The following is a 16058-nucleotide window of genomic DNA, read 5'->3' as shown; positions in this document are numbered from 1 at the left end:
ACCGCCGTCGCGGCTTTCGTCAACTCGGCGTTCCGGCCTTCCGCCGGTCGGTGAAGCGCGCGCGGTTGCCGATGGCCGTGGAGCCGTGGAGGCCGGCGGGCACCGGAACCCGCTCCTCCCCGACCGCGTCCGGCTCCGGCCCGGCCTCCTCCGCGGCGACGGGGGCCGGCGTGCGGCGCCGGTAGCGGGGCGGCACCACGGACTGCGCCCAGCGGGGCGCGCGCGGCGTGAACCGCGGCATCAGGAGCAGCACCAGGCCGATCGCGCTGAGCGCGACCACGCCGAGGACGATCCACATCGAGGTCGAGTGGACCGAGTACGCCAGCGTCCCGAAGGCGATCAGCGCCGACCAGAAGTACATGATCAGCACCGCACGGCTGTGCGAGTGCCCGATCTCCAGGAGCCGGTGGTGCAGGTGCCCCCGGTCGGCCGCGAACGGCGACTGGCCCTTCCACGTGCGGCGCACGATCGCCAGGAACAGGTCGGCCATCGGGATCGCGATGATCGTCAGCGGCAGCAGGAGCGGGATGAAGACGGGCAGGGCGGCGTGCGTGGCCTCGCGGGTCGAGCCCTCGAAGATCTTCAGCACGTCGGGGTCGACCTGGCCGGTGATCGAGATGGCGGAGGCCGCCAGGATCAGGCCGATCAGCATCGAGCCCGAGTCGCCCATGAAGATCCGCGCCGGGTGCATGTTGTGCGGCAGGAAGCCCAGGCACATGCCCATGAGGATGGCGGTGAAGAGGGTCGCGGGGGCGGCCGCCTCGATCGTGTAGCCGTACCAGAGGCGGTAGGCGTACAGGAAGAAGGCCGTGGCGGCGATGCAGACCATGCCGGCGGCGAGGCCGTCGAGGCCGTCGACGAAGTTCACGGCGTTGATGGTGAGGACCACGAGGGCGACCGTGAGGAGCGTGCCCTGCCAGGGCGTCAGGGAGACGACTCCGACGCCGGGGATCGGCAGCCACAGGATCGTCAGGCCCTGCGCGACCATCACGCCGGCCGAGATCATCTGCGCGCCCAGCTTGATGAGCGCGTCCAGCTCGAACTTGTCGTCCAGGACGCCGATCAGCCAGATCAGGGCGGCGCCGGAGAGCAGGGCGCGGGGCTCGTTCGACAGGTCGAAGACGCTGCTCAGGTTCTGCAGGTGGGCGGCGACGAGCAGTCCGGCGCACAGCCCGAAGAACATGGCGATGCCACCGAGCCGCGGAGTCGGTTCTCGGTGCACGTCGCGGGCGCGGATCTCCGGCATCGCCCCGGTCGCGATGGCGAACTTCCGCACCGGGCCGGTGAGCAGGTAGGTCACCGCCGCCGTGACACAGAGCGTCAGCAGGTAATCACGCACGGGCTGCCCCACAGGAATCGCTGGCCATCTCAGCCCCACACCCTAGCCGTGCCGTCCATGTGCTGGGAGACACCCGGGTCGCCCGAACGGTTGCGCCCGGCCTCCGGTCAAGGGCCGTACGGGGGAAACCGGCCGGTCAGCGCACGTACCTCGGCCCGCACCCGGGCCGTTTCGGCCGGGTCGTCCCGGAGCGCCGCGGGGAACAGTCCCGCGATCCTCGCCATCTCGGGGGCGCCCATCCCCTGGGTGGTGACGGCGGCGGTGCCGAGCCGGACGCCCCGTCCCGCCCCGTGGGGCAGGGCGCAGGTGTCGAGCACGACGCCGGCGGCGGCGAGCCGGGCGCGGGCGGTGCGGCCGTCGACGCCGAGGGGGGCGGGGTCGGCGGTGACGAGGTGGGTGTCGGTGCCGCCGGTGGTGATCACGAAGCCCTCGGCGGCGAGCGCGGCGGCGAGGACGCGGGCGTTCTCCGTGACCCGGTGGGCGTACGCGGTGAACGCGGGGGCGGCGGCCTCGCCCAGGGCCACGGCCTTGGCCGCGATCGTGTGCATCTGGGCGCCGCCCTGCGAGAACGGGAACACGGCGCGGTCGATCCGGCCCGCCAGCTCCTCCCCGCACAGGATCATCCCGCCGCGCGGACCGCGCAGCACCTTGTGGGTGGTGGCGCAGACGACGTCGGCGTACGGGACGGGGCTGGGCGCCGCTCCCCCGGCGACCAGGCCGATGGTGTGGGCGGCGTCGGCGACGAGATAGGCGCCGGTCTCGTCGGCGATCTCGCGGAAGATCGCGTGGTCGAGGTGGCGGGGGTAGGAGATCGAGCCGCAGACGATCGCCTTGGGGCGGTGGTGGCGCGCGAGGGCGGCGACCTGCTCGTAGTCGACGAGACCGGTCTCGGCGTCGACGCCGTACGGGACGAAGTCGAACCAGCGGCCGGAGAAGTTGGCGGGCGAGCCGTGGGTGAGGTGCCCGCCGTGTTCGAGGCCCATGGCCAGGACCGTGTCCCCGGGCCTGAGGAGGGCCGCGTACGCCGCCAGGACGGCCGAGGAACCGGAGTGGGCCTGGACGTTCGCGTGGTCGGCTCCGAAGAGCGCGGTGGCCCGCCGCACGGCGATCCGCTCGACGGCGTCGGCGTACGCGCAGCCGCCGTGGTACCGGGCGCCGGGGTAGCCCTCGGCGTACTTGTTCGCGAGGGACGAGCCGAGGGCGGCGAGGACGGCGGGCGAGGCGAAGTTCTCGGCCGCGGTCAGCTGGAGGTCCTCGGCCTGCCGGCGCTCCTCGCCGAGGAGGACGTCGGCGACCTCCGGGTCCTGTCGGCGCAGGACGTCGAGTGCCTCGTCGGGGGGCGCGGTGACCGGCATGGCTGGCTCCGGACGTGGAGGGATGTCAGCACCAATGTAGGCACCTCCCGCCGGACGCGCGCGCCGGGAACGGCGCCCGCTCCGGGCTCCCGGGGCCCCGCGCCGGGCTCCCGCCGACGCCGTGCCGTGCCTCCCCGCCGGCGCCGGGCTCCGCCCGCCGCACACGGGGCCGGGACCGGCCCGACCGGCTCAGCGCCGCGCCGTGACCCCCGTCAGCGCCGTCACCACCGGGTCGAGCGCCTGGTTGATCTCGTCCCCGATCGAGCGGAAGAACGTGATCGGGGCGCCGTACGGGTCGTTGACCTCGTCCGCGTCCGGGGACGGGGCCAGGAGCCACCCGCGCAGGGCGGCGGCGGCGCGGACCAGGGCACGGGCGCGTTCGACCATTCCCTCGCCACGCGGGTCCGGGAGCGTGGCCGGGTCGATGGCGCGGACCAGGCGGGTGAACTCCTTCAGGGTGAAGGTGCGCAGGCCCGCCGAGTGGCCCATGGAGATGACCTGCGCCCGGTGGTCGCGGGTCGCGGTCAGGACGAGGTCCGCGCGGATGACGTGCTCGTCGAGCAGCTCGCGGCCCACGAACCCGCTGTGGTCCGCGCCGAAGTCGGCGAGGACCAGCTCCGCGTTGGCCTCCATCGGGGCGCCCTCGTGCCCCCAGGTGCCCGCGCTCTCCACGATCAGGCCGCCGCCGAGGGGATCGCCGAGGCGGTCGCTCAGGGCGTGGCGGGTCAGCCGCTCGGTGATCGGCGAGCGGCAGACGTTGCCGGTGCTGACGTGGAGGATGCGGAAGGTGTCGCTGTCGTCGTACCCCGCTATGCCACGCCCCTCAGGGGCCGTCAACTGGCCACCTCGAGGTCGGGTACGACCTTCCGCAGCTCCTCCGCGGAGAGCGCGCCCCGGCGCAGCAGCACCGGCACCGGGCCGGTCACGTCGACGATGGACGAGGGGACGATGCCGGGCGTGGGGCCGCCGTCGAGGTAGACGGAGACGGAGTCCCCGAGCATGTTCTGCGCCGCGTCGCAGTCCTCCGGCGAGGGGTGGCCGGTGAGGTTCGCCGAGGAGACGGCCATCGGGCCGACCTCGGTGAGCAGCTCGATCGCGACCGGGTGCAGCGGCATCCGGACGGCGACGGTGCCCCGGGTGTCGCCGAGGTCCCACTGGAGGGACGGCTGGTGCCGGGCGACCAGGGTGAGCGCGCCGGGCCAGAAGGCGTCGACCAGCTCCCACGCCTGCTCGGAGAAGTCGGTGACGAGGCCGTGGAGGGTGTTCGGGGAGCCGATGAGCACGGGCGTGGGCATGTTGCGGCCGCGTCCCTTGGCCGCCAGCAGGTCCGCCACGGCCTCGCTGCTGAAGGCGTCCGCCCCGATCCCGTACACGGTGTCGGTGGGCAGCACGACCAGTTCGCCCCGGCGGACGGCGGACGCGGCCTCGCGCAGGCCGGTCACGCGGTCGGTCGCCTCGTTGCAGTCGTATCGCCGTGCCATCAGTTCCCGGCCTCCTCGTACGCGTGGTTCGTCGCGGTCGTCGCGGTCGCGGACGCCGCGGTCGGGGCAGTCGTGGCCGTCACGGCGTCGCCTTGCGGGCGGTCGCGAAGCGCGGCCGGTTGTTCAGGTCGGGGTGGTCGGCGGCGTCGGTCCAGCCGGCCTCCTCGTTGAAGATCCAGGGCACCTGGCCGCCCTGGGTGTCCGCGTGCTCGATGACGACGAGGCCGCCGGGGCGGAGCAGGCGGTGGGCGGTGCGTTCGATGCCCCGGATGGTGTCGAGGCCGTCCTCGCCGGAGAAGAGCGCCATGTCCGGGTCGTGGTCGCGGGCCTCGGGCGCCACGTACTCCCACTCGGTGAGCGGGATGTACGGCGGGTTGGAGATGACCAGGTCGACCTGGCCGTCCAGCTCCGGCAGGGCGGTCAGGGCGTCGCCCCGGTGGACGGTGACGCGGGAGCCCTCGGCGTTCTTCCGGGTCCAGACGAGGGCGTCCTCGGACAGCTCGACGGCGTGCACGCGGGAGCGCGGCACCTCCTGCGCCATGGCGAGGGCGATGGCCCCGGAGCCGGTGCACAGGTCGACGATGAGCGGCTCGACGACGTCCATGGCGCGCACGGCGTCTATGGCCCAGCCGACGACCGACTCGGTCTCCGGTCGCGGCACGAAGACGCCGGGCCCCACCTGGAGCTCCAGGTAGCGGAAGAACGCCCGTCCGGTGATGTGCTGGAGCGGTTCGCGGGCCTCGCGGCGGGCGATCGTCTCCCAGTAGCGGGCGTCGAAGTCCGCGTCCTTGACCTGGTGCAGCTCCCCCCGCTTGACGCCGTGCACGAACGCGGCGAGTTCCTCCGCGTCGAAGCGCGGGGAGGGGACGCCGGCGTCGGCCAGCCGCCGGGTGGCCTGGGCCACCTCGGCGAGCAGCAGGCTGCGGGGGCCTGGGGATCGCCCCTCAGGAAGTGACTGCACGCTGGTCCTCCGTGGTGCGGGGTGGGGCTCGGGTCCTTACGCGGCGGCGAGCTTCGCCGCCGAGTCGGCGTCGACGCACGCCTGGATCACCGCGTCCAGTTCGCCGTCGAGCACCTGGTCCAGGTTGTACGCCTTGAAACCGACGCGGTGGTCCGAGATGCGGTTCTCCGGGTAGTTGTACGTCCGGATCTTCTCGGAGCGGTCGACCGTGCGGACCTGGCTGCGACGGGCGTCGGCGGCCTCGGCCTCGGCCTTCTCCTGGGCGGCGGCGAGGAGCCGGGAGCGCAGGATGCGCATGGCCTGCTCCTTGTTCTGGAGCTGGCTCTTCTCGTTCTGGCAGGAGGCGACGATGCCGGTCGGCAGGTGGGTGATGCGGACGGCGGAGTCGGTGGTGTTGACCGACTGGCCGCCGGGGCCGGACGAGCGGTAGACGTCGATGCGCAGGTCGTTGGCGTGGACCTCGACCTCGACCTCCTCGGCCTCGGGCGTGACGAGGACGCCGGCGGCGGAGGTGTGGATGCGGCCCTGGGACTCGGTGGCGGGCACGCGCTGGACGCGGTGCACCCCGCCCTCGTACTTGAGCCGGGCCCAGACGCCCTGGCCGGGCTCGGTGGCACCGTTGCCGCCCTTGGTCTTCACGGCGACCTGGACGTCCTTGTAGCCGCCCAGCTCGGACTCGGTGGCGTCGATGATCTCGGTCTTCCAGCCGACGCGCTCGGCGTACCGGAGGTACATGCGGAGCAGGTCGCCGGCGAAGAGCGCGGACTCGTCGCCGCCGGCGCCGGCCTTGATCTCCAGGATGACGTCCTTGTCGTCGCTGGGGTCGCGCGGGACGAGGAGCAGGCGGAGCTTGTCGGTCAGCTCCTCCCGGTCCTTCTCCAGCTGCTTGACCTCGGCGGCGAAGTCGGGGTCGTCGTGCGCCAGCTCGCGGGCGGTCTCGATGTCGTCACCGGTCTGCTTCCAGGAGCGGTAGGTGGCGACGATCGGGGTCAGCTCGGCGTAGCGCTTGTTGAGCTTGCGCGCGTTCGCCTGGTCCGCGTGGACCGAGGGGTCCGCCAGCTTCGTCTCGAGGTCGGCGTGCTCGCCGATCAGTTCCTCGACCGCCTCGAACATCGGGGGCTCCTGGTTTTCGTCAGATTGCTACGGGGACGCCAAAGCGCCGGTCCCGGCCACCCGCGCGGGGCGACCGTGGACCGGCGCAGGGGCTCGCTACTTGTTGGCGGAGCCGGCGGCCTTGCCGAAGCGGGCCTCGAAGCGGGCGACGCGGCCGCCGGTGTCGAGGATCTTCTGCTTGCCCGTGTAGAACGGGTGGCACTCGGAGCAGACCTCGGCACGGATGGTGCCGTCGGTGAGGGTGCTGCGGGTGGTGAACGACGCGCCACAGGTGCAGCTGACCTGGGTCTCGACGTACTCGGGGTGGATCTCGCGCTTCAAGGTGTCTCCTATGTTCCGGGAGGGCACCGGGTCGCTACCGCGGGTTGCGGCATGCGTGAACCGGGGCCGACGTACCAGTCTGCCAGGACCGGCCGCATCTCCCAAAACCGGGGGCGGTCCGGAGGTATTCCCGGGCGCCCCCGCGGCTCCCGCGACCGCCCCGACGACTCCCCCGGCGGGAACCCGGCCCCCGGTGCCGTCCGGGCCCGCCGGAGCGGCGCCCGCGGCCGTACGGGAACGAGCGGGGGCCGTCCGGGGTGCGGGGTCCGCCACGGGACCGCCGGGGGCGTACACCGTGCCGGGCCCGGCACCGGCCGGGGACGACGCCGCGCCCACCGTGCGGACACGGTGGGCGCGGCGGGCGGCGCGGACCACGGCGGAGTCACGGGCCGGGGCCCGGCCTCCGCCGTGCGACGCGGGTCCGGTGGACCGCGTCAGTCGTTGTTGTTCGCTCCGGGGGTGGTCTTCTGGATCTGGAGGAGGAACTCGCCGTTCGACTTCGTCTGCTTCATCTTGTCGAGGAGCAGTTCGATCGCCTGCTGCTGGTCGAGCGCGTGCAGCACGCGGCGCAGCTTCCAGGTGACGGCCAGCTCGTCGCTGCCGAGCAGGATCTCCTCCTTGCGCGTGCCCGAGGCGTCGACGTCGACGGCCGGGAAGATGCGCTTGTCGGCGAGCTTCCGGTCGAGCTTGAGCTCCATGTTGCCGGTGCCCTTGAACTCCTCGAAGATCACCTCGTCCATGCGCGAACCGGTGTCCACGAGCGCGGTGGCGAGGATGGTCAGCGAGCCGCCGTCCTCGATGTTGCGCGCGGCACCGAAGAAGCGCTTCGGCGGGTAGAGCGCGGTCGAGTCGACACCACCGGACAGGATGCGGCCGGAGGCCGGGGCGGCGAGGTTGTACGCGCGGCCCAGACGGGTGATCGAGTCGAGCAGGACGACCACGTCGTGACCCAGCTCCACGAGGCGCTTGGCGCGCTCGATGGCCAGCTCGGCGACGGTGGTGTGGTCCTCGGCCGGGCGGTCGAAGGTCGAGGAGATGACCTCGCCCTTGACCGACCGCTGCATGTCGGTGACCTCTTCCGGACGCTCGTCGACCAGGACGACCATCAGGTGGCACTCGGGGTTGTTGGTGGTGATCGCGTTGGCGATCGCCTGCATGATCATGGTCTTGCCGGTCTTCGGCGGGGCCACGATCAGACCGCGCTGGCCCTTGCCGATCGGCGACACGAGGTCGATGATCCGCGTGGTCAGCACGCCCGGGTCGGTCTCCAGGCGGAGCCGGTCCTGCGGGTAGAGCGGGGTCAGCTTGTTGAACTCCGGGCGGCCGCGGCCGGAGTCGGCGGCCATGCCGTTCGCGGAGTCCAGGCGGACCAGCGCGTTGAACTTCTCGCGGCGCTCGCCCTCCTTCGGCTGGCGCACGGCACCGGTGACGTGGTCACCCTTGCGCAGGCCGTTCTTGCGGACCTGGGCGAGGGAGACGTACACGTCGTTCGGGCCGGGCAGGTAGCCGGAGGTCCGGATGAACGCGTAGTTGTCGAGGATGTCGAGGATGCCCGCGACGGGGATCAGGACGTCGTCGTCGGCGACCTGCGGCTCGCCGGCCTGGAAGTCGTCGCGGCCACGGCGCCCGCGGCGGTCGCGGTAGCGGCCGCGACGGCCCCGGCGGCCGCCGGCCTCGTCGTCGTAGTCGTCCTGCGGGCCGCTCTGCTGGCCGCCCTGCTGGCCCTGACCGCCGCCCTGGCCCTGGCCCTGGCGCTCCTTGCGCTGGCCGCCCTGCTGACCGCCGCCCTGCTGCTGCTGGTCGTCGCCCTTGCGGTCGCGCTGGCGGTCCCGGCGGTCGCGGCGGTCGCCGCGCTCCCCCCGGTCGCCCCGCTCGCCGCGGTCACGGCGGCCACGGCCCTCGGCGCCGTCCACGGCGGCCTCGGCCCTGGTGTCGGTCTGTGCGTCGGCCCTGGTCTCACGGGGCTCGGTGCGGGTGTCCGTACGGGTCTCGGTCCTGACCGCCCGGTCGGCCTCGGTCCCGCCCTCCGGCGAACCGGCGGGGGCGGTGGCGCGACGGCGGCGGCGCTCACCGGCCGGCTGCTCGTCGGCGGCGCTCCCCTGCTCCGACGGAGTCTTGGGGGAGGGCTGGCCCGGGATCTCGATCTGCTGCTGGCCGGCGGCCTTCTCGGCCTTCTCCGCCTGGGGAGCGGCGGGGGCCTCGGCGACGGGCTCGGCGGCCGTCTCGCCCGTGCGGGCCTTGGAGGTGGCGCGGCGCTTCGGCTTGGCCTCGGCGGCGTCGGCGGTCTTGGCGGGGGCGGCGGAGCCTCCTCCGGCCTGCGCCTCCTTGATGACCTCGATCAGCTGGCTCTTGCGCATCCGCGCGGTGCCCCTGATGCCGAGGCCGGACGCGACCTGCTGCAGCTCGGCCAGGACCATGCCGTCGAGGCCGGTGCCGGAGCGGCGGCGCCGTGCGGTGCCGCCGGTGGCAGCACCTTCGGCGGGCGCGGCGTTGTCGACACTGCTGTCGGCAGTCACGCCCATCAGATCGGTGGTGTCGCTCACGAAGGGTCCTTCCCTGGAGCGGACGTCGGCCATCTGGCTCGGCGACCGGTTGTGCTGTCCGGCAGGGTCCTGATGTGTGGACCGAGTCCGGGGCGGTGGTCCCGCCGGGTGCGGCGGAAGAGAGGAAACGTGCTGTGGGTCCGGCCCGAGGCCCCCTGCTCGGCCCTCACGGAGGAAGAGCGAGGGGTGTCGTGCCGGTTCCGGAGCGTGCTCGAAACTGCTCAGGCGGGCTGCTCAGGCAGTTGGGGAGGCTCCCGGAAGAAAGGGTGGTCCCTGAGGGGACACTCCGCACCGCTCCACAAGGAGGTCGGGTGCAGACTTGAGGTTAACACTACCGGCTCCAACAAACATTCCCCCTCTCCCTCACCGGCAATCTCCTGTCGTCGGCGGTTTTCCGCACCCGGCCGGGGTGCCGTTCCACGCCCCGGTCCCCCCGTTCGTCCGGGGCGCCGCCCCGCGTCCCGGTCCCCTCACGGGGACGCCAGCGGCAGGACGCTCGCTCCGGACGCGTCGAGGCCGAGCCGGTTGGCGGCCCAGCCGTCGCCCGCGAGCAGGGCGACCTTGTCGGCCGTCCCGGGCTCGGCGAGGGCCATCACCGTGGGGCCCGCGCCGGAGATGACGGCGGGAACGCCGTCCTCCCGCAGCCGGTTGACGAGGGCGACGCTCTCGGGCATCGCGGGGGCCCGGTACTCCTGGTGCAGCCGGTCCTCGGTGGCCGCGAGCAGGAGTTCGGGACGGCGGGTCAGGGCCTCGACGAGGAGGGCGGCGCGGCCGGCGTTGGCGGCGGCGTCCACGTGCGGGACGGTGCGCGGGAGGAGGCCGCGCGCGGTCTCGGTCAGGACCGGCTTCCCGGGGACGAAAACCACCGGAACGATGGAGTCCGAGGGGTCCATCCTGATGGCGCGGGCGGCGCCGGACTCGGTCCAGGCGAGCGTGAAACCGCCCAGCAGGCAGGCCGCGACGTTGTCGGGGTGGCCCTCGATCTCGGTGGCCAGCTCCAGGAGGGCGGCCTCGTCGAGCCGGGCGTCGCCGCCTATGGTCACGGCGCGGGCGGCGACGATGCCGGCGCAGATGGCGGCGGAGGAGGAGCCGAGTCCCCGGCCGTGCGGAATGCGGTTGGCACAGACGACCTCCAGGCCGCGCGGCTGCCCGCCGAGCAGGTCGAAGGCCGTGCGCAGGGAGCGTACGAGCAGGTGGCCCTCGTCGCGCGGGAGCGTCTCGGCGCCCTCGCCCGCGATGTCCACGTGCAGCCCGGAGTCGGCGACCCGGACGACCACGTCGTCGTAGAGGCCGAGGGCCAGCCCGAAGGCGTCGAACCCCGGACCGAGGTTGGCACTGGTGGCGGGGACGCGCACCCGTACGGCGGCGGCGCGGAACGCTGGACCGGCCATCGCTCGTTGACTCTCCTTGATTGCGGCAACGGGTATGTCGGACAACGGGTATTTCGAGAGAAGTACACCGGGACCCGGGGGCCGTTTCGGCCACGGGGGCGACAACGGCAACAACACCGCGCATATGCGTCGGGGCGGGTCGGTACAGCCTATCGAAGGAAGGTTCCGCGGCGACATAGGGCGCACAGGAGGCGCACGATGCGTGTCGCGCGCCAACCTGTGCGCCTATGTACGTTCCTGATCGGGTTTCGAGCGGTGCCGCTCCCCCGCGCGGCGAGCGGGGACCTTCCGCGCGCGGGGCCCGGGCGGGGGCCCCGCGAAGGGCGGGATCAGGCCAGGCCGAGGCGCTGGGCGGCGACCGCGGCGTCGACCGGGACGGTGACCGGCTGCGGCGCGCCGGCCACGGCCCAGTCGGGGTCCTTGAGGCCGTTGCCGGTGACGGTGCAGACGATCCGCTGGCCGGGGTCGACCTTGCCCTGCTCGGCGGCCTTCAGCAGACCGGCGACCGAGGCGGCCGAGGCGGGCTCGACGAAGACGCCCTCCTGAGCGGCCAACAGGCGGTAGGCGCGCAGGATCTCACGATCCGTCACCTCGTCGATGAAGCCGCCCGACTCGTCGCGCGCGGCGATCGCGTACTCCCACGAGGCCGGGTTGCCGATGCGGATCGCGGTGGCGATCGTCGACGGGTCCTTGACGACCTCGCCGCGCACGAGCGGGGCGGAACCCGATGCCTGGAAGCCCCACATGCGCGGTCGGCGGGAGGCCGCGCCGTCGGCGGCGTACTCCCCGTACCCCTTCCAGTACGCGGTGATGTTGCCCGCGTTGCCGACCGGCAGGACGTGGATGTCGGGGGCGTCGCCCAGCATGTCCACGATCTCGAACGCGGCGGTCTTCTGGCCCTCGATGCGGACCGGGTTGACCGAATTGACCAGCGCCACCGGGTAGTTGTCGGAGAGGGAGCGGGCCAGGGTGAGGCAGTCGTCGAAGTTGCCGTCGACCTGGAGGATCTTCGCGCCGTGCACGAGGGCCTGGCCCATCTTGCCGAGCGCGATCTTGCCCTGGGGCACGAGGACGGCGCAGACCATGCCGGCGCGCACCGCGTAGGCGGCGGCGGAGGCGGAGGTGTTGCCGGTGGAGGCGCAGATGACGGCCCGCGCGCCCTCCTCCTTGGCCCGCGTGATGGCCATGGTCATGCCCCGGTCCTTGAAGGAGCCGGTGGGGTTGGCGCCCTCGACCTTGAGGTGCACCTCGCAGCCCGTGCGCTCGGAGAGGACCTGAGCGGGAACGAGCGGCGTACCGCCCTCACGGAGCGTGACGACCGGCGTCGTGTCCGTGACCGGAAGGCGGTCCCGGTACTCCTCGATGATGCCGCGCCACTGGTGGGTGCCCTTGCTGGTCATGGGTCCTTACTCCCCTTCAACACGCATGATGCTGGCGACACCGCGCACGGTGTCGAGCTTGCGCAGTGCCTCGACGGTCCCGGAGAGGGCGGCGTCGGGCGCGCGGTGGGTGACGACGACGAGGGACGCCTCGCCGCCTCCGTCCTGACGGCCGTGCTGGCGCACCGTGTCGATGGACACGCCGTGCTCGGCGAAGACCGTCGCGACCTGGGCGAGGACGCCCGGCTTGTCGGCCACGTCGAGGCTGATGTGGTACCGCGTGACGACCTCGCCCATGGGGCTGACGGGCAGCTGGGCGTACGCGGACTCGCCGGGGCCGTTGGCCCCGTTGAGCTTGTTGCGGCACACGGCGACGAGGTCGCCGAGCACGGCCGAGGCGGTGGGCGAGCCACCGGCGCCGGGACCGTAGAACATGAGCCGCCCGGCGGCCTCCGCCTCCACGAAGACGGCGTTGTACGCCTCGCGGACGGAGGCCAGCGGGTGGCTGAGCGGGATCATCGCGGGGTGCACGCGCGCGGTGACGGAGTCCCCGTCGGCGGCCCGCTCGCAGATGGCGAGCAGTTTGATGGTGCAGCCCATCCGTTTGGCGGAGGCGAAGTCGGCGGCGGTGACCTCGGTCATGCCCTCGCGGTGGACGTCGTCCAGGCGCACGCGCGTGTGGAAGGCGATCCCGGCGAGGATGGCGGCCTTGGCGGCGGCGTCGAAGCCCTCGACGTCGGCGGTCGGATCGGCCTCGGCGTACCCGAGGGCGGTGGCCTCGTCCAGCGCCTCGGAGTAGCCGGCGCCGGAGGTGTCCATCTTGTCGAGGATGAAGTTGGTCGTGCCGTTGACGATGCCCATCACGCGGTTGATCTTGTCGCCGGCGAGGGACTCGCGCAGCGGCCGGATCAGCGGGATGGCGCCGGCGACGGCGGCCTCGTAGTACAGGTCCTGCCCGTACTTCTGGGCGGTGGCGTGGAGGGTCGCGCCGTCCTGGGCGAGCAGCGCCTTGTTGGCGGAGACGACGGAGGCGCCGTGCTCGAAGGCGGTGGTGATGAGGGTGCGGGCCGGTTCGACCCCGCCGATGACCTCCACGACGACGTCGATGTCCTCGCGCGCGGCCAGGGCGGTGGCGTCGGTGGTGACCAGCTCCGGGGCGACGCCCTCGCGGACCTTGTCCGGACGGCGGACCGCCACGCCGGCGAGCTCGACCGGGGCGCCGATGCGCGCGGCGAGGTCGTCGGCGTGCGTCGTCATGATGCGCGCCACCTCTGAGCCGACCACTCCACAGCCCAGCAGCGCCACCTTCAGCGGACGCGTACGCATCATCCGACCTCGTTTCTCGTACTGCTTCGTAGTTACTGCGTTCGTATCTCTACGGTCTCTACGGCCTCTGCGGCGAGGACCAGTCTCACTCACCGGACGGGGGTTTCCGCCCCTCGTCCGGATCGTGAGACATGAATTCCATCACCCGACTATTTCATCACCCGACGTCCAGGCGCAGGAGATCTTCCTCCGTCTCGCGGCGGACGATGACGCGCGCCTCGCCGTCGCGGACGGCGACGACGGGCGGGCGGAGCGCGTGGTTGTAGTTGCTGGCCATGGAGCGGCAGTACGCGCCGGTGGCCGGCACGGCGAGGAGGTCGCCGGGCGCCAGGTCGGCGGGGAGGAAGGCGTCCCGCACGACGATGTCGCCGCTCTCGCAGTGCTTGCCGACGACGCGGGAGAGCATCGGCTCGGCGTCGCTGGTCCGCGAGACGAGGCTGGCGCTGTACTCGGCGTCGTAGAGGGCGGTGCGGATGTTGTCCGACATGCCGCCGTCGACGCTCACGTACGTCCGCAGCCCTTCGAGCGGCTTGATCGTGCCGACCCGGTAGAGGGTGAAGGCCGTGGGGCCGACGATGGCCCGTCCGGGCTCGACGGAGATCCGGGGCGTGCGGAGCCCGGCGGCCTCGCACTCCCGCCCCACGATCTCGTGCAGCGCCTTGGCGATCTCGTGCGGCTCGCGCGGGTCGTCCTCGGAGGTGTACGCGATGCCGAGGCCGCCGCCGAGGTCGATCTCGGGCAGTTCGACGCCGTGCTCGTCGCGCACCTCGGCGAGGAGCCCCACGACACGGCGGGCGGACACCTCGAAACCGGCCATGTCGAAGATCTGGGAGCCGATGTGCGAGTGGATGCCGACGAGTTCGAGCGCGTCGAGCTCCAGCGCCCGCCGCACGGCCTCGGCGGCCTGCCCGCCGGCGAGCGCGATGCCGAACTTCTGGTCCTCGTGGGCGGTGGCGATGAACTCGTGCGTGTGGGCCTCCACGCCGACCGTGACCCGGATCTGCACGCGCTGCCGCTTGCCGAGGGACCGGGCGACGTGGGCGACGCGGACGATCTCCTGGAAGGAGTCGAGGACGATGCGCCCGACGCCGGCGCTCACCGCCTTCTCGATCTCCTGCTCGCTCTTGTTGTTGCCGTGGAAGGCGATGCGTTCGGCGGGCATGCCGGCCGAGAGCGCGGTGGCGAGTTCGCCGCCGGAGCAGACGTCGAGGTTCAGTCCCTCCTCCGCGAGCCACCGCACGACGGCCCGGGAGAGGAACGCCTTCCCGGCGTAGAACACGTCCGCGTCCCGGCCGAAGGCATCGGCCCAGGCACGGCAGCGGGCGCGGAAGTCAGCCTCGTCGAGGAAGTAGGCGGGCGTGCCGAACTCCTCGGCGAGCGCGTCGACCCCGATCCCGCCGACGGTGAGGATCCCGCGCTCGTCCCGCGTGACGGTCCTGGACCACACCTTCGGGTCGAGGACGTTGAGGTCGGCGGGCGGGGCGGAGTAGTGGCCCTCGGGAAGGACGTCGGCGTGGCGGGGCCCTGCGGGGTGGGCGGAACGGCTCATGTCTGTGTCTGCTCTCTCAGATCCGGTCGGGTGCGCTGATGCCGAGCACGGAGAGGCCGCCGGCGAGCACCGTCCCGGCGGCTTCGGCGAGCGCGAGCCGGGAGCGATGGGCGGCCGAGGGTTTCTCGTCGCCGAGCGGCAGGACGGTGTGCTGGAACGCGAGCAGCGCGTCGGCGACGGCCTCCAGGTGCCGGGCGACCCGGTCGGGGGCGCGGTGGCGGGCGGCGGCGAGGAGGACGGCGGGGTGGTCGCGGAGGAGGCCGAGGAGTACGGCCGCGCCGACGGGGGTCCCGTACGGCTCGTGCACGTCGTGCACGTCGTGCTTGCCGTGTGCGTCGTACGTGCCGTGCACGTCGTGCTTGCCGTGTGCGTCGTGTGCGTCGTACGAGGGGGAGAAGCCGAGCTGCTGTGCGTTGACGAGCAGCCTGCGGGTCCGGGAGTACGCGTAGCGCACCCGGAAGAGGGGGTTGCGCTCGTGCTGGACGAGGAGGGGGGCGGGGTCGAGGGGCCGGTCGTGGGGGGCGGGGCGCAGGAAGGCCCACCGGAGGGCGTCGGCGTCGGCGTCTTCGTGGGAGGTGGCGGGGCGCACGTGGACGCGTTCGCCGCCCTCCCCGGTCCCGGCGTCGGCCCCCTGGGCGCGCAGCAGCCGGACGAGGACGCCGGTCACGAGCACGGCGCGCGGCTCGGTCGCGCGGGCGAGGCGGACGGTGGTGCCGGCGAGGGCGTCGCCGTGCCCGTAGGAGGGGCCGGCGTCGCGGATCCCCCGTACGAGGTCGGCGTCGGCGTCTCCCCGCAGGGTGAAGTTCAGGAACCCGGGCCCGGTGATCTCGACGCGCCGGAGGCCCGGGACGTCCCGGAGCCGTTCCTCGATGATCCCGGCGACGTCGAGGGCGCTGCGCCCGGCGGGCCGGGCGAGGGCGAGGGCGATGCTGCTGGCGTACTCCCCCGCGCCGCCGGGCCGGGCCCGCTCGACCTTGACCCGGGGAGGGACGTCGACCCGCAGGGCACCGTCGTCGACCGCGCGGCGCACGGCGCGCAGCACGGTGAGGGAGAGGTCCGCGGGGGTCACGGGACCAGCCTAGGGGAGGAGGGGGGTACCGACGCGAACCGGTTTCGGCATGCGGGCAGGGGGGCCGGGGGTTGCCGGTCCTGGGGGTTTCGGTTCGGGAGGTTCCCGGTCGGGGAGGCCCTCGGTCCGGGGAGGTTCCCGGTTCGGCAGGGGGCGGGGCGGCCGGCCGGCCGGGCGGGGGTGGGGATGCCGGTCGGCGGGCCGGCCGGAAGGCGGCGGACCGATGGACCG

At 73.2% G+C, this 16058-nt stretch carries 13 protein-coding genes; all 13 read right to left on the bottom strand.

Annotated features, from left to right (window positions below):
• Nucleotides 1–19: 19 nt before the first annotated feature.
• Nucleotides 20–1339, bottom strand: a complete 1320-nt coding sequence (locus ACFYZY_RS03140) for an MraY family glycosyltransferase (protein WP_388688974.1) — start codon at nucleotides 1337–1339, stop codon at nucleotides 20–22.
• A 107-nt stretch (nucleotides 1340–1446) separates the two neighbouring features.
• The gene (glyA, locus tag ACFYZY_RS03135) at nucleotides 1447–2694 is read right to left on the bottom strand and encodes a serine hydroxymethyltransferase (protein WP_388688972.1); all 1248 of its coding nucleotides are present in this window, start codon (nucleotides 2692–2694) and stop codon (nucleotides 1447–1449) included.
• Between the two features lie 189 nt (nucleotides 2695–2883).
• Entirely contained in the window at nucleotides 2884–3531 is a 648-nt protein-coding gene (locus tag ACFYZY_RS03130) for a protein-tyrosine-phosphatase (RefSeq protein ID WP_388688970.1), read from the bottom strand.
• Nucleotides 3528–4175, bottom strand: coding sequence for an L-threonylcarbamoyladenylate synthase (locus ACFYZY_RS03125; protein WP_388688968.1), 648 nt, complete (start codon nucleotides 4173–4175; stop codon nucleotides 3528–3530). Before ACFYZY_RS03125 ends, ACFYZY_RS03130 begins: the two co-directional genes overlap by 4 nt.
• Before the next feature lie 79 nt (nucleotides 4176–4254).
• Entirely contained in the window at nucleotides 4255–5136 is an 882-nt protein-coding gene (gene prmC / locus ACFYZY_RS03120) for a peptide chain release factor N(5)-glutamine methyltransferase (RefSeq protein WP_388688967.1), read from the bottom strand.
• Nucleotides 5137–5172: 36 nt separating this feature from the next.
• Nucleotides 5173–6249, bottom strand: coding sequence for a peptide chain release factor 1 (gene prfA, locus ACFYZY_RS03115; protein WP_388688965.1), 1077 nt, complete (start codon nucleotides 6247–6249; stop codon nucleotides 5173–5175).
• A gap of 96 nt (nucleotides 6250–6345) precedes the next feature.
• On the bottom strand, nucleotides 6346–6570 hold the full coding sequence (rpmE, locus tag ACFYZY_RS03110; protein WP_030218896.1) for a 50S ribosomal protein L31: 225 nt from the start codon (nucleotides 6568–6570) through the stop codon (nucleotides 6346–6348).
• Between the two features lie 434 nt (nucleotides 6571–7004).
• Nucleotides 7005–9113: a transcription termination factor Rho gene (gene rho, locus ACFYZY_RS03105; protein WP_388688963.1), complete on the bottom strand. Its 2109-nt coding sequence runs from the start codon at nucleotides 9111–9113 to the stop codon at nucleotides 7005–7007.
• Nucleotides 9114–9583: 470 nt separating this feature from the next.
• Nucleotides 9584–10504, bottom strand: coding sequence for a homoserine kinase (gene thrB / locus ACFYZY_RS03100; RefSeq protein ID WP_388688961.1), 921 nt, complete (start codon nucleotides 10502–10504; stop codon nucleotides 9584–9586).
• Nucleotides 10505–10833: 329 nt separating this feature from the next.
• Nucleotides 10834–11904, bottom strand: coding sequence for a threonine synthase (gene thrC, locus ACFYZY_RS03095; protein WP_388688959.1), 1071 nt, complete (start codon nucleotides 11902–11904; stop codon nucleotides 10834–10836).
• 6 nt (nucleotides 11905–11910) lie between these two features.
• Nucleotides 11911–13212 (bottom strand): homoserine dehydrogenase, encoded by a 1302-nt coding sequence (locus ACFYZY_RS03090; protein ID WP_388688958.1) that lies wholly within the window; start codon nucleotides 13210–13212, stop codon nucleotides 11911–11913.
• A gap of 154 nt (nucleotides 13213–13366) precedes the next feature.
• On the bottom strand, nucleotides 13367–14758 hold the full coding sequence (gene lysA / locus ACFYZY_RS03085; RefSeq protein ID WP_388688956.1) for a diaminopimelate decarboxylase: 1392 nt from the start codon (nucleotides 14756–14758) through the stop codon (nucleotides 13367–13369).
• A 16-nt stretch (nucleotides 14759–14774) separates the two neighbouring features.
• A complete protein-coding gene (nrtL, locus tag ACFYZY_RS03080) occupies nucleotides 14775–15827 on the bottom strand; it encodes an ArgS-related anticodon-binding protein NrtL (RefSeq protein ID WP_388688955.1) in 1053 nt (350 codons plus the stop codon).
• Nucleotides 15828–16058 lie beyond the last annotated feature (231 nt).

The sequence above is a fragment of the Streptomyces sp. NPDC001744 genome, from assembly GCF_042892575.1.
Classification (GTDB): Bacteria; Actinomycetota; Actinomycetes; order Streptomycetales; family Streptomycetaceae; genus Streptomyces.
This window is presented reverse-complemented; position numbering and strand designations above follow the sequence as displayed.